12 protein-coding genes and 1 other RNA gene are annotated in these 14,082 nt (G+C 71.5%); 3 read left to right on the forward strand and 10 right to left on the reverse strand.

Features of this window, described 5'->3' with window-relative positions:
• Positions 1-853 (reverse strand): LysR family transcriptional regulator (locus tag FF041_RS07240; protein ID WP_153521531.1); only part of this gene is annotated, 853 nt, incomplete at its 3' end.
• An 83-nt stretch (positions 854-936) separates the two neighbouring features.
• Between FF041_RS07240 and FF041_RS07245 the strand changes: the two genes are divergently transcribed.
• Positions 937-2,193 carry an MFS transporter gene (locus tag FF041_RS07245; RefSeq protein ID WP_153521532.1) on the forward strand — a complete coding sequence of 419 codons (1,257 nt, stop codon included), beginning with the start codon at positions 937-939 and terminating at the stop codon, positions 2,191-2,193.
• Between the two features lie 83 nt (positions 2,194-2,276).
• On the opposite strand, the gene ssrA is transcribed toward FF041_RS07245, so the two are convergent.
• The 5 genes from ssrA to ftsE all read right to left on the reverse strand — a co-directional run bounded on the left by ssrA (position 2,277) and on the right by ftsE (position 6,281).
• Positions 2,277-2,674, reverse strand: a transfer-messenger RNA (tmRNA) gene (ssrA, locus tag FF041_RS07250).
• Positions 2,675-2,807: 133 nt separating this feature from the next.
• On the reverse strand, positions 2,808-3,293 hold the full coding sequence (gene smpB, locus FF041_RS07255) for an SsrA-binding protein SmpB (RefSeq protein WP_153481380.1): 486 nt from the start codon (positions 3,291-3,293) through the stop codon (positions 2,808-2,810).
• Positions 3,294-3,361: 68 nt separating this feature from the next.
• Positions 3,362-4,522, reverse strand: a complete 1,161-nt coding sequence (locus FF041_RS07260) for a S41 family peptidase (RefSeq protein WP_153521533.1) — start codon at positions 4,520-4,522, stop codon at positions 3,362-3,364.
• 67 nt (positions 4,523-4,589) lie between these two features.
• Entirely contained in the window at positions 4,590-5,507 is a 918-nt protein-coding gene (gene ftsX / locus FF041_RS07265) for a permease-like cell division protein FtsX (RefSeq protein WP_153481377.1), read from the reverse strand.
• Positions 5,508-5,591: 84 nt separating this feature from the next.
• Positions 5,592-6,281, reverse strand: coding sequence for a cell division ATP-binding protein FtsE (gene ftsE, locus FF041_RS07270; protein ID WP_323371183.1), 690 nt, complete (start codon positions 6,279-6,281; stop codon positions 5,592-5,594).
• A 284-nt stretch (positions 6,282-6,565) separates the two neighbouring features.
• On the opposite strand from ftsE, the gene FF041_RS07275 reads away from it, so the two are divergent.
• Positions 6,566-6,757, forward strand: a complete 192-nt coding sequence (locus FF041_RS07275) for a hypothetical protein (RefSeq protein WP_153481376.1) — start codon at positions 6,566-6,568, stop codon at positions 6,755-6,757.
• A gap of 150 nt (positions 6,758-6,907) precedes the next feature.
• Here the strand turns inward: FF041_RS07275 and FF041_RS07280 are convergent, their stop codons facing one another.
• The 4 genes from FF041_RS07280 to FF041_RS07295 form a co-directional block, all read right to left on the reverse strand.
• Entirely contained in the window at positions 6,908-7,690 is a 783-nt protein-coding gene (locus tag FF041_RS07280) for a hypothetical protein (protein ID WP_153521534.1), read from the reverse strand.
• A gap of 426 nt (positions 7,691-8,116) precedes the next feature.
• A complete protein-coding gene (gene prfB / locus FF041_RS07285) occupies positions 8,117-9,223 on the reverse strand; it encodes a peptide chain release factor 2 (protein WP_323391402.1) in 1,107 nt (368 codons plus the stop codon).
• A gap of 184 nt (positions 9,224-9,407) precedes the next feature.
• On the reverse strand, positions 9,408-10,670 hold the full coding sequence (locus tag FF041_RS07290) for a serine/threonine-protein kinase (protein WP_153481374.1): 1,263 nt from the start codon (positions 10,668-10,670) through the stop codon (positions 9,408-9,410).
• 146 nt (positions 10,671-10,816) lie between these two features.
• Entirely contained in the window at positions 10,817-12,589 is a 1,773-nt protein-coding gene (locus tag FF041_RS07295) for a serine/threonine-protein kinase (RefSeq protein ID WP_323391403.1), read from the reverse strand.
• Positions 12,590-13,071: 482 nt separating this feature from the next.
• Here FF041_RS07295 and FF041_RS07300 point away from each other — a divergent pair.
• On the forward strand, positions 13,072-14,082 hold a 1,011-nt coding region (locus FF041_RS07300), incomplete at its 3' end, for an FHA domain-containing protein (protein ID WP_153521537.1).

Here is a 14,082-nt window from a genome sequence, read left to right on the forward strand (position 1 = left end):
CCAGGCCCGGATGGCGCATCCCCCTGCGCCACACCAGGGAGAGCGCCGACAGCGGCACCGGATCGGTGAGCGGGCGCAGCACCGTCCCCGGCATCGCGGGGAAGTCGACGACCGCGAGCACCGGGCGGCGGTGCTTCGCCATCACCCGGCGGAATTCCTCCGCGCCCACCGCCATCGGCGCGGGCGGCGCGAGGGCGATGCCCCGCCCTTCGAAGAGCCGGCGGGCCAGGTCCGTCCACTCCGGGGTGCGCGGATTGCCCGCTCCGGCGTAGACGGCCTCCCCTGCGAGCGCGGCCAGCGGCACCCGGTCGCGGGCGGCCAGAGGATGGTCCTCCGGCAGGATCACGGCCAGCGGCTCGAACCGGACGAGCTGGTGGTGCAGTCCTGCCCGTACGCCCGGTTCGAGCCCGGCGAAGCGCCCGAAGGAGACGTCGAGCCGCCCGGCGGCGATGTCGGCCGCCGCCCCCGTCAGCCCGCTCTCGAAGCGGGCCATCAGCTCACAGCCGGGGTCGATCTCCCGGGCGCGGGCGAGCACCCGGCCCGAGACCATGCCCTCGGTGTTGAGGTCGACCAGCAGCGGGCGGTGCGCGTCGGCGAAGGCGGCGGCGAGCTCCTCGTGCGCGGCCAGCACCCGCCGGGCGTACGGCAGCAGCCGCTCGCCTTCGGCGGTGAGCGTCACCTGCCGGGTCGTCCTGATGAAGAGCTCGGCTCCCAGCTCCCGCTCCAGCCTGCGCACATCGCGGCTGAGCGCCTGCTGGGTGATGTAGAGCCGGGCGGCGGCGCGGGTGAAGTGCAGTTCCGCCGCGACGGCGGCGAAGGCGCGCAGCAGCCGGGGTTCGATGTCGCGGACCATCGGATGAATTTACAACGGAGGTGCGTCAATGCCTGTCCCACAGGTGTTGGACCGGGTGCCCGGCCCGCGGTGAGGGTGGGGTCATGCCGCATCCTCCTCAGGCGCCGCCGGCCTTCACCCCCGGCGGACCGGTCTTCGCCCCCGGTTTCACCGAGCCGCGCGATCGCCCCCGGGGCCCGTACGCCCGGCTCTTCCAGACCCCTGGGTCACGCGCCTTCACCGCGGGGAATCTGCTCGCCCGGCTGCCCATGGGCATGTTCAGCGTCAGCGCCGTGATCATGATCTCGGGCTCGCGGGGTTCCTACGCCCTGGCCGGGGCCGTCATCGCCGCCGGGCTCGCCGCCACCGCACTGGTCGCGCCCTGGACCGCTCGGCTGACCGACCGGTACGGACAGGCCCGGATCGCGGTGCCCGCCACCGTGCTGGCCGTGCTCGGCTCGCTCGCGCTGGTGGTGTGCGTACGTCTCGACGCGCCCTCCTGGACCCTGTTCGCCGCCTACGCCGCCACCGCCACCACCCCCAATACGGGCGGTATGTCCCGTGCCCGCTGGGCCCATCTGCTCCGGGGCGACCCGGCAGCACTGCACACCGCGAACTCCTTCGAGCAGGCCGCCGACGAGCTCTGCTTCATGCTCGGCCCGGTCCTCGCCGCCGTGCTGTGCTCAGCGCTCTTCCCGGAGGCGGGCACGCTCACGGGCGCGGCGCTGCTGCTGACGGGGGTGGTGCTGTTCGCCGCCCAGCGCGCCACCGAGCCCCCGGCGACCGGGCGCCGGGCGGGCGGGCGCTCCCCGCTGCGCGCCCCGGGGATGCCCGCGCTGCTCGCGGTCTTCCTCGCCACCGGCGTGGTCTTCGGCGCCCTGGAGGTCTCCACTCTCGCCCACCTGGACTCGGGGTGGGCGGGGGCGCTGCTGGGGCTCCAGGCGGTGGGCTCGTGCGCGGCCGGACTGCTGTACGGGACGGTCCGCGCGGCCCGCGATCTGCCGGGGCGGCTCATGCTCTGTCTGGCCGCGATGACCGCTCTGATGTTCCTTCCGCTGCTGGCCGCCCGGACCGGGTCGGTCCCGCTGCTGGCCCTCGCGCTGCTGGCGGCGGGCGCGGCGACCGCGCCGACGATGGTGACCGGGGTGACGCTGGTGCAGCGGCTGACCCCGAGGGGCGGTCTGAACGAGGGCATGACCCTGGCCGTGACCGCGATCCTCGGCGGTATCGCGGTGGGCGCGGCGACGGCGGGCCGGCTGGCCGAGCACCCGGGCCCGGTGTACGGCTATGCCGTCCCGGCGATGGCCGCGGCCGTGGCCTGCGCGCTCGCCGCTCTGGCGAAGGCCCGGAAGGCCCTCTGACGGACCCGGCACCGAGACCGGGCCCGGATATGACAAAGGCCCGGCTGTCGTGACTGACAGCCGGGCCCTTGCCCACATGGGATGAGTGGAGATGGCGGGAATCGAACCCGCGTCCAACGGTGCAGAATCAGGACTTCTCCGAGCGCAGTCCGCTGCGATTTTCTCAGCCCCGGAGATCACGCGGACAAGTCTCCGACGGGCTCAGTCACTGTTTGATTTCCCTCTGGGCCCCGTGACCGGGTCTAGAGGTTTAGATCCCTAGCTGACGCCAGGATCCGGGTCGGGATCGCTCCCCGGGCTGACGCTCCATGAATGAAGGTTCGCTCAGCTACCTGAAATCAGGCAGCGAGGGCGAAGGCTTCGGAGTTATCGCGCTTGGAATTGGCGATTATTGTTTGCGACATATGGTTTACGAGATCATTGCCGCTTCCTCGGCTCGCTTCTCCTGCTTCGACATCCGCTGTCGAAACCGATCATCCCCATGTTGATTTATCAATGCCCGCCCCTGCGGTGAGGGGCGATGCCCATCGTACGTGACCGAAGCGGCCGTATGCCAGCGTATTACCGCTCCGGCGGCCCGAAGGTCGCACCCGGCCGCTCCGGCGGCCCGGAGATCACGCCCGCTGACGGCGGCGGACCGCCGACATCGCCCGGTCGGCCTCGCGGCGGTCCTGGCGTTCGCGCAGCGTCTGCCGCTTGTCGTACTCCTTCTTACCTCTGGCCAGCGCGATCTCGACCTTCGCCCGGCCGCCCTTGAAGTACAGCGCCAGGGGCACGATCGTGTGACCGGTCTCCTGGGACTTGGACTCCAGCTTGTCGATCTCCGCCCGGTGCATCAGCAGCTTCCGCTTGCGCCGCGCGGCGTGGTTGGTCCAGGTGCCCTGGGTGTACTCGGGCACATGGACGTTGTGCAGCCATGCCTCATGGCCGTCGATCTGGATGAAGCCGTCCGCCAGCGAGGCCCGTCCCTGCCGCAGCGACTTCACCTCGGTACCGGTCAGCACAAGACCGCACTCATAGGTGTCGATGATGTGGTAGTCGTGCCGTGCCTTCTTGTTCTGCGCGATCAGCTTGCGCGCCGGGTCCTTTTCCTTAGCCATAGTGCGTTCATTTTCGCACTATGCCGCAACAGGTTTAAGCCCCTTCGGAGGGAAGCTGAGGAGCGGGCTCAGGAGGCCGGACCGAGGCCGTCCAGCACGGTCCGCGCCCGGTCCTCGGCACCTTCCTCCACGGTGACGTCGGGGGTGATGCCCAAGCCGTCGACCTCACGGCCGGAGGGGGTGCGGTAGTGCCCCACGGTCAGCTCGGCCACCGAGCCGTCGGGCAGCTCGCTGGGCATCTGCACCGAGCCCTTGCCGAAGGTGCGGGATCCGACGGTGACGGCGCGGCCACGGTCCTGGAGCGCTCCCGTGACCATCTCGGCGGCGCTCATCGTGCCGCCGTCGACCAGCGCCACCACGGGCCGCCCGGTGTCGCCGCCCGGCTTCGCGTAGAGGGCGCGCTGCGCGCCGCGCATGTCGTAGGTGGCGACCAGACCGCCGTCCAGGAAGACCGAGGCGGTGTCGACGGCCTCATTGACCAGGCCGCCGCTGTTGCCCCGCAGATCCAGCAGGACTCCGGCGCCGTCCGGGGCGCGGCGTACCGCTTCCCGCACCCGGTCCCCCGCGCCCCGGGTGAAGGCCGCCACTCTGATGATCACCGCGCCGCCGTCGAGCCGCTCGACGGTGACGGACTCGGTGCTCAGCGTCGCCCGGGTCAGCGAGCGGGTCCAGGAGCGGCCGGAGCGTTCGAGCCCCAGCGCCACACTGGTGCGCTCCTCGCCGCGCAGCAGCGCCACGACCTCGGTGACGGGACGCCGGTCGACCGTCTTCCCGTCGACGGTGCGCAGCCGGTCCCCGGCGCGGACGCCGGCCCGGTCGGCGGGGCCGCCGGAGCGGACCCTGGCGACCTCCACCCGTCCGTCGCCGCTCTGGCGGGCCCAGAGCCCGACGCCGGTGTACTCGCCGTCGAGGGACTGCTGGAAGGACCGGTACTCCCGCTCGTCGTAGACCGCGCCCCAGCGGTCGCCGCCGCGGGCGACGACCTCCTCGGCCGCCTCCGTACCGGACTCTCCGTCCGCCACGGCCCGCGCGGCGGCACGGGCCACCTCGTCCTGGTCGACGGTCGCCCCGGCCGGATCGACGGCGCGGGGGCGGGCCTCCGTGCCGTCGTCGCGCGGCAGACCGCCGGTGGCCGCACCGGTGGCGAGGACGGTCGCGAAAACCAATGTCAGGGCAGCCCCGCGGCGGCTGCGACGGGGCCGGCGGGAGCTCTGATCCGGGCCCGGCATGGCGCCGAGTCTAAGCGAAGCGAAGGGCGCCGCACGGTTGTTGCCCGTACGACGCCCGGGGCTGTTGTCACACCTTGAGGTACTTGCGCAACGCGATGAAAGCGGCGAAAGCGGGCATCAACAACCCGATCGCGAGGACCAGTGGCAGTTTGGTGAAGACCGCGTCCCAGCCGATGAAGTTGACCAACTGCATCTTCTCGGCGAGAGCAAGGCCGTTGTCGATCAGGAAGTAGCGGCCGAGGAGCAGAAAACCGCAGGCGACCACGGAGCCGAGCAGCCCCGCGAAGGCGGCCTCCATGATGAACGGCATCTGGATGTAGAAGCTCGACGCGCCGACGAGCCGCATGATCCCGGTCTCACGCCTGCGGCTGAACGCCGAGACGCGCACGGTGTTGACGATCAGCATCGTCGCGATCACCAGCATCAGCCCCATGACGCACAGCGCCGCGATTCTCATGCCGTTCATCAGCGAGAAGAGGTTCTCCAGGATGTCGCGCTGGTCGCGGACCGACTGGACGCCGTCGCGGTCCGCGAAGGCGGAGGCGACGACCTGGTACTCCTCCGGGTCCTTCAGCTTGACCCGGAACGACTCCTGCATCTGGTCCGGGGTGATGGTCGCGGCGATGTCGGTGTCGCCGTACTGCTTCTTGTAGAGCTTGTACGCCTGTTCGGCGGTCTCGTGATGGACGGTCTCGACGATGTCCATCTTCTTGAGATCGGCCTCGATCTGGTGCTTCTGCTGATCGGTGACCGCGCCCTTGCCGCAGGAGCGGCTGATGGTGGCGTCGTTCTTGTTGCAGAGGAAGATCGAGACGTTGACCTTGTCGTACCAGAAGTCCTTCATCGTGTTGACCTGCTGGCTCATCAGCAGCGCCCCGCCGAAGAGCGCGAGCGAGAGGGCCACCGAGACGATGACGGCGAAGGTCATGGTGAGATTGCGGCGGAGACCTACGCCGATCTCCGACAGTACGAACTGGGCGCGCATCGCGTGCGTTCAGCCTTTCCTTGCGCTTTCTGCTGAGTGCCGGGCGTTGACGCTGGAGCGCCGGCGGCCCGTGCGGCCAGGGGCTCAGTGCTGGTAGCCGTAGACGCCGCGCGCCTGGTCGCGTACGAGACGGCCCTGCTCCAGCTCGATCACACGCTTGCGCATCTGGTCGACGATGTTCTGGTCATGGGTCGCCATCACCACGGTCGTACCGGTGCGGTTGATCCGGTCGAGCAGCTTCATGATGCCCACGGAGGTCTGCGGGTCGAGGTTGCCGGTGGGCTCGTCCGCGATCAGGAGCATGGGCCGGTTGACGAAGGCGCGCGCGATGGCGACGCGCTGCTGCTCGCCGCCGGAGAGCTCACCGGGCATCCGGCCCTCCTTGCCGCCCAGTCCGACCAGGTCGAGCACTTGCGGCACGGCCTTGCGGATCTCGCCGCGCGGTTTTCCGATGACCTCCTGCGCGAACGCGACGTTCTCGGCGACGGTCTTGTTGGGCAGCAGCCGGAAGTCCTGGAAGACCGTGCCGAGCTGGCGGCGCATATGCGGCACTTTCCAGTTGGAGAGCCGGGCGAGGTCCTTGCCGAGGACATGCACCAGGCCCGTGCTGGCGCGCTCCTCGCGCAGGATCAGCCGCAGGAAGGTCGACTTTCCGGAACCGGACGAGCCGACGAGGAAGACGAACTCCCCCTTTTCGATGTCGAGGGAGACATCACGCAGAGCAGGGCGGTTCTGCTTGGGGTAACTCTTGGATACGTTGTCGAATCGGATCACGGGTGCACCACGGTCAGCCGGGAGTAGGTGCCCGTGACACTACGCGAAGGGGACTCGCGGGCGCAGTCGGCGGCCGGGGTTGCGCGCTTTGTCCCCGTCACCGAAGCATCACAGAACCACTCGGGTAGCCGGGCGCACCAGGGGGCGTCCGGGCGGCGCGCGCCGAAAAGCGCGGGAGCTGGCACAGTGGTAGGGGAACAGTCGCGTTTCCTTGAGCGTTGTGAGGAGAGAACTGTGCTTACGGTCCGCGTCTGCGGCGCCGGCGCGCGGGAGGAGGAGAGCGCATGACCTACGACCGATTGGTATGCGCCAACTGCGCGGCCCCGGTCACCGAGGGCCGCTGTCCGGTCTGCCGGGCGAACCGTGAGCGGCTCCAGCAGGAGGGCCCTTTCGGGGGGCTGAATCCGGTGGCGCTGTTGACGCTGCTGATCGTGCTGCTGGGAGCGCTGGCGGTGCTGGCCGCGCGCACCGCATAGGACGGCACCGCATAGGACGGATGGACGCGCACGCCGGCGGCGTGCGGACACGGAAGAAGGCCCGGGTGCGGTGATCGCACCCGGGCCTTCTCTTTCCCTACCGTTCCCTACCGTTCCCTACCGGCCGTTACGCTCCGTGGCCGGATCGCCTCAGGCGGCGGTCCGGCCGCCGCCGACGAGGCGGGGGAGCATCCGGAAGCCGATGCCGCCCGCGATCATGGTGGCGGCGCCGATGAACAGGAACGAGGTCTCCATCGCACCGGTCTCGGCGAGCTCTTCCTTGGCCTCGCCCTGCTGGACCGGCTGGGAGCCCGCGTTGTTGGTGTCGGTGTTGTCGGTGCACTCGACGCCCTCGGCGCTCACGGTGCAGTCGCCGCTGCCGCCGGAGTCACCGCCGCCGCTGTTGCCACCGGAGCTGCCGCCGTTGCTTCCACCGGAGTCGCCACCGGAGTCACCGCCGGAGCCGCCGTTGCCGCCGGTGTTGCCACCGCCGGAGTCGCCGCCGGAGTCACCGCCGCCGGTGTTGCCGCCGGAGCCGCCGGTGTTGCCACCGCTGTTACCGCCGTTGGACCCACCCGGCTCGGTGGGGCCCGGGTCCGTCGGCTGGGTCGTCGGGCCCGGGTCCGTGGGCTGGGTGGTCGGGCCCGGATCGGTCGGCTGGGTGGTCGGGCCCGGGTCCGTCGGCTGGGTGGTGGGGCCCGGGTCCGTGGGCTGGGTCGGGATCTCCGTCGGAATCTCCGTGGGGATCTCCGTCGGAGCGATGGTCGGGGAGGGGCTGGTGTCGTCCGCGCCGACGCCGAGACCGGCCTCAGCACCCACTCCGAAGTCGGAACTCACCGCCGAAGCGGCACCCGCGGCGGTCAGCGAAGCACCGGCGGCGATCACCACGCCGGCCGCGATGCGCGCCATGCGGATCCGCGTCTTCTTCGTCATCTAGCTGCTACCCCCAGTAGCTCATCGTCATTGAGGCAGGGTCCGGGTGCCGACATCGGAGGGGTGAACTCTCTCCCCCCGGTCCACTCGCACCTCAGAAACACGCATGCCGCGCGCCACCCTTCCCACTTTCCGCGGACGCGTCAAGGCGGTTACGGGGTTACATGCCCGATTTAGTGAAAGTTGCCCGGCATGCAGGGATGCAACTGTGACATAAACGCTCGACCATCACTCCGAGATGTCAGTTCCCTTGTCGACAAAGCGAGCTGACATCTCGTCATTGGTCTGATCGGTCTGCTGTTGATTTTCCGATGAATTTCATCGGACGCACAGAAGGCGAACACCAAAGAGACTGTGCGCGCCCTTTCCACGCATAAAGGCGCCGGACCCCGAGGGGTCCGGCGCCTTTATGCCGTACAGCCGTCGTTACTTCTCCTGGCGCTTGCGCCAGCGGATCCCGGCCTCCAGGAATCCATCGATCTCGCCGTCGAGCACCGCCTGCGGGTTTCCCACCTCGAACTCGGTACGCAGGTCCTTCACCATCTGATAGGGGTGCAGGACATACGAACGCATCTGGTTGCCCCAGGAGTTTCCGCCGTCGCCCTTGAGGGCGTCCATCATGGCCTGCGCCTCCTGGCGGCGGCGCTCCAGCAGCTTCGCCTGGAGGACGTTCATCGCGCTCGCCTTGTTCTGGATCTGCGAACGCTCGTTCTGACAGGAGACCACGATGCCGGTGGGGATATGGGTGATGCGCACGGCGGAGTCGGTCGTGTTGACGCCCTGGCCGCCGGGGCCCGAGGCGCGGTACACATCCACGCGCAGCTCGGACTCGTCGATCTCGACATGGTCGCTCTGCTCCACGACCGGGAGCACCTCGACGCCCGCGAAGGAGGTCTGGCGGCGGCCCTGGTTGTCGAAGGGCGAGATGCGCACCAGGCGGTGGGTGCCCTGTTCGACGGAGAGCGTGCCGTAGGCGTACGGGGCCTTCACCACGAAGGTGGTCGACTTGATGCCGGCCTCCTCCGCGTAGGAGGTCTCGTAGATCTCCGTGGAGTAGCCATGGCGCTCGGCCCAGCGCACATACATCCGCTGGAGGCGCTCGGCGAAGTCGGAGGCGTCCACACCGCCCGCCTCGGCGCGGATGTTGACGAGCGCCTCGCGCTCGTCGTACTCGCCGGAGAGGAGGGTGCGCACCTCCATCTCGTCCAGGGCCTTGCGGACGGCGGTCAGCTCGGTCTCGGCCTCGGCGAGCGTGTCCGCGTCGTCTTCGGCCTCGGCCAGCTCGAAGAGAACGGCCAGGTCGTCGATGCGGCCCCGGAGCGTCTCGGTCTTGCGCAGCTCGGCCTGGAGGTGGGAGAGCTTGCTGGTGATCTTCTGGGCCGCTTCCGGGTCGTCCCAGAGGGACGGGGCCGCCGCCTGCTCTTCGAGCACGGCGATGTCTGCCCTCATCCTGTCGAGGTCCAGGACGGCCTCGATCGACCCCATGGTCGAGGAGAGGGACTTCAGCTCTTCGGATACATCGACGACTGCCACGGGTCCAGCGTAACGGCTCCCGCGAACGTTCCCGGCGGGTCCCTGTCATACCGACGCCCGGCGGGCAGGTTCCCCGGGGTCCGCGGGGCCGTGGCTCACGGTTCCGCGGGGGCCCGGCGGGGGACGGACGGGGCCAGGCCCAGAACGGGCGGAGGCCCGGATCAGGACCCTGCGGAGGCCCGGATCACGGCTCCGCGGGGGCGGAGTGCTGGGAATCCCGGGCGGGGGGTTCCGCGTCGCCGTCGCCCAGGGCCAGCCAGCCGCCGACGCCCAGGGCGGTGGCGAGCACGAGACCCGCCGCACCGAGGGTGATACGGCGCTTACGCACCGCCGCCGAGACTCCCCCGGGTCTGCCGCCGGACTTGTTGCGGGCCGAGCCGGGGCGGCGCTGGCCGGGGGCGCGCGGCGCTCGCGCCGTGCCGTGCGCACCGCCCGCGAGCTCGTCGGGGGCCGGGACGCGCATCGAGGTGTGGGTGTCGCGGTTGGAGTCGGCGGGGGCCGCGCCGGGGACGAGCGGGACCGCGCCCCTGCGGCGCACCTCGGCGGCGGTCTCGGGCACGGGCTCCTGGTACGGCTCCGGCGGCGGCTCGGCGCCCGGCTCGTCCACGTCCAGCGGGGGGATGCCCGCCAGCATCGGCAGCAGTTCCCGCAGCCGCCCGCCCATCTCCGAGGCGCGCAGCCGGGAGGCGGGGGCCTTGGCCAGGCACTGGAGGATCAGCTGCCAGAGCTCCTCGGGGATGCCGGGCAGCGGGACCACGGTCTCGGTGACATGGCGGCGCAGCACCGCGCCGGGGTGGCCGCCGCCGAAGGGGGTGAAGCCCGCGAGGAGCTCGTACAGCACGGTCGCGAGGGCGTAGATGTCGACGGCCGCGCGCGGGGGCAGCCCCTCGACGATCTCGGGGGCCAGATAGTCGGGGGTGCCGATGATCCGGCTGGACTTGGTGCGGCGGGGGGTGTCGATCAGCTTGGCGACGCCGAAGTCCGTCAGCAGGGCGGGGTGGGCGCCGGCGGGGCCGAGCGGGCCCTCCATGTCGAGCAGGATGTTCTCCGGCTTGACGTCCCGGTGGACGACCCCGGCCTTGTGGGCCGCGGCCAGGCCGTCCGCGACGTCCGCGATGATCGACGCCGCGGCCTCGGGGGCGAGTCTGCGCTCGCGGTCGAGGCGGGTGCGCAGATCCGTGCCCCGTACGAGGTCCATGACGAGCGCGAGGTCATTGCCGTCGACCACGAGGTCACGGACCCCGACGATCCTCGGATGGCCGAGTCCGAGCAGCGCGGTGCGCTCCTGGACGAAGCGTCCGACCAGTTCCTGGTCGGAGGCGAGATCCTCACGCAGCAGCTTGATGGCGACGGGCCCTTCGGGGCCCTCACCCGCCCAGACCGTGCCCGCGCTGCCCCGTCCGAGGATCTGGTGGGCGGTGTACCGGCTGCCGATATTCCGTGCCAAGACTGCTCCCTCAGCGGCTGGCGTTGCCCATAACGTACGCGGGGATCCGGGGCATGTGCGCCCCGGATGGCGCCAACCTTCACTTCTCCGGGCGAAATCCACCCGCAGAAGTCGATAAATCCACTCAGCGGTCTACAGGTACGGGGTCACTGGCCGCCGCTCCCCGCGCCCGGGTCCGAGCCGCCGAGGTCGGAGATCCAGTTCGACACCGTGGAGATGCCGTCGCCGATGGCGTCCCAGTAGCTCTTCCCCTGGGCCACCCAGTCCTGGAGCGGGGTGAGCTCCCAGACCAGCCAGCCGGCGATGAACATCATGGCCAGCGAGACCAGACAGCCCTTGAGGCAGCCGAGGCCCGGGATCCGCATCGGGTTGGCGCTGCGACGGCGCGGCTCACGGGGCTCACGCTCACGCGGCGCGGGCCGCTGGGGCTGCTGGGGCGGGGACTGCTGAGGCTGCTGCGGAGGGGCGTACGGCTGCGGCGCGTACTGCTGCTGCCTCGGCTGGGGCTGCTGCGGCTGGGGGCGCTGCCTCATCGGCTGCTGGCGCGGCGGCGGCTGCGGCGGCTGATATTGCGGCGGCCCGGGCTGCTGGTGGGGCTGCTGCCTGGGCTGCTGGTGCGGCTGCTGGTGGTGCGGGGCCGCGTACTGCTGCTGAGGCGGGTGAGGCGGCTGCTGGGGGTGCTGCGGCTGCCGCTGCGGACGCCGCCGCAGCGGGTCCTGACTCGGGTCCAGATACTGGACCTGCGTCTGGTCATTGCGGTCGCGGGCGGCCTGGAGCTGGGACTGCCAGGGATGCGGATCGCCCGGCTGTGCTCCGGGCTGCCGCTCACCGTCCGGGCGCGGCGGCACGGGAGGCATCACCGCGGTCGGATCGGCCGCCCCCGTGTGCGGAAGCACGCTCGTCGGGTCAGCCGCGCCCAGGGGGCCGGTCTGCCCCATCACGCTGGTCGCCGCGTTCGAGTCGTAGCCGCCCGGGGCGCCCGGGGTCTGGGGAACGGGGGCCGGGGACGGATCGGGCGCGAGCAGAGCGGCGACCCCGAGGGCCGCGTCGACCTGGGCAGGGGTGGAGTGGACGCCGATTCCGGCCGCGACGGCGCGCAGCCCCCGCGCGAGGTTCTCGGCGCTCGGACGGCCGCCCGGCTCCTTGCTCAGACAGTGCTCTATGACCGTCCACAGCGGCTCCGGAACCGTGGTGGGACGGCGCGGCTCCTCGCTCAGATGGCGGTGGAGCACCTCCAGGGCGGTGCCCCCGGCGAACGGGGGACGGCCGGTGACCAGCTCGTACAGCAGAATGCCCGCGCCGTAGACATCGACCGCGGAGGTCTGCGGACGGCCCTCCGCCGACTCGGGCGCGACATAGGAGGGGGTGCCCACGAACTCATGGGCGCGGGTGAGACCCGGGGAGTCGGCGAGGCGGGCGATGCCGAAGTCGGTCAGCATCGGATGCATCTGGCCGTCGGCGTCGGTCTTCAGCAGGACATTCGCCGGCTTGAGGTCGCGGTGGACGATCCCGTCGGCATGGCTGGCGGCGAGCGCGTCGGCGACCTGAGCGGTCAGCAGCGCGGCGGCCACCGGGGTGAAGGGCCCGTTCTCCCGGAGATAGCGGTGCAGATCGGGGCCGTCGATCAGATCCATGACGAGGGCGAGGAGATCGCCCTCGACCACCAGGTCCCGCGTCCTGACGATATTGGGGTGGGTCAGCCGCAGCAGCACGGAGCGCTCGCGCAGAAAGCGCATCACGACATCCGCGTCGTTGGCCAGCTCCTCCTTGAGGACCTTGATCGCGACGGTCTCACCGGGCTGGCCCGGCACAGCCGCCTCGGCACCCGCCGTCTCCCGCTGCTGGGCACGCCAGACGGTGCCGGTGGCACCGCGTCCGAGCGGCTGCTCCAGGAGGTACTTGCTGCCTACAGGCCGCACGTCATGCGCTCCCTGCTGATCGAGGTCCTTGCGTGGTCCGGGCCCGTACGGCTCCGCGACTTTGCGACTCCGCCCGGGTGTCCGACCCACTTTAGGGCGTCGGGACGGAACACCGGTGGTTGTCCACAGGCTGTGCCCAGGTCGCGCCCCGGGGCCTACCGCCTTCCCCTGTGTGTTCGGGAGGAAGACGCGGGTGCGGCGGGGAAGGTTGCCAGGGGGCGGGCCCGGGCCATGGCATCGCCTCCGGTTTCCCGCGACACCGCCTCCGGTCTCCCTCCCAACCAGGCATTTTTCCGTCCGGACCGGACCAATCAAGATCACTAATTGGCGGTACCCGGGCGTGTTGTCAGTGGCAGGTGCGAGGATGCCTTCAGCGTGGGGGTAGGGGAGGGAGCCCTGTGCCCGCGCCGACCTGCCGGGTGGGGGCGATCCGAGGCGGCTCCCCCGCCGGGCGCCCCGCGCAGAAGGGATTGCTGACGGCGATGCAGATCCGGCTGACCGTTCTCGCGCCGCGCGGCGGGCAGTCCGCGGCGGCGGGACCCGCGTCCGGGTCCGGCGCGGGGTCCGAAGCCCGTGCGGGGTCCGGTGCGCCCCCGGGATCCGGCCCCCGGCGCGCGGCTGCCGGACCGCGCGTCCGCGATGTGCTGATCACCGCGCCCGCCGGGACGGCGCTGGCGGCGGTGGCCTCCGCCCTGGCGACCGCCGCCGCGGGCCCGGACGCCGCCGGAGCGGTGACGCTGTACGCGGGCGGGGAGCGGCTCGACGCCCAGCGCCGCACCCTGGGCGAGCCGCCGCTGGTGGACGGAGCGGTGCTCTCCCTCCAGTTCCCGGGCGGCGCCGAGCCGCTCGGCGAGGACAGCTCGGCCCAGCTCCATGTCGTCGCGGGGCCCGACGCGGGCGGGGTCCATCTGCTGCACGGCGGGCGCATCACCGTCGGCCGCTCCGCCGACGCCGATGTGCCCCTGGACGACCCCGATGTCTCGCGGCTCCACTGCGAGGTCACGGTCGGCGACGACGGCCGGGTCACGGTCGCGGACCTCGGCTCGACCAACGGCACCGCCCTGGACGGCAGACCGGTGGGCTCCCGCCCGGTGCCGCTGCCCATGGGGGCGCTGCTGCGGCTGGGCGAGTCGGCGCTCCGGCTGACCCCGGGCGGACGGCTGTCGCCGCTGCCGACGGCTCCGGACGGCGAGGGATGTCTGCGGGTCCCGGTGAGGGCTCCCGCGCCGCCGGCCCAGGGCGGGGCAGCGGATGCGCCGAGCCCCGGGGCGGGGCCGGACGGGGGATCCATATCCACAGGCGCAGCCGGGGGACCCGAAGCCCTTGAGGACGGCGTGCCGGGACCGGGGAGCGCGGGCGTGCGCGGCGGACGCCCGCCGTCCGCGGGCGCGGGCGGACGGCTGCCCTCGGAGGCCATGGACCCAGCGGCCCCCGGGCGCATACGGCCCGGCGATCCGTATGGAACGGAGCGGGTGACCGCGACCCCCCTCCCG

It is taken from the genome of Streptomyces jumonjinensis (genome assembly GCF_009600885.1).
Taxonomy (GTDB): domain Bacteria; phylum Actinomycetota; class Actinomycetes; order Streptomycetales; family Streptomycetaceae; genus Streptomyces; species Streptomyces jumonjinensis.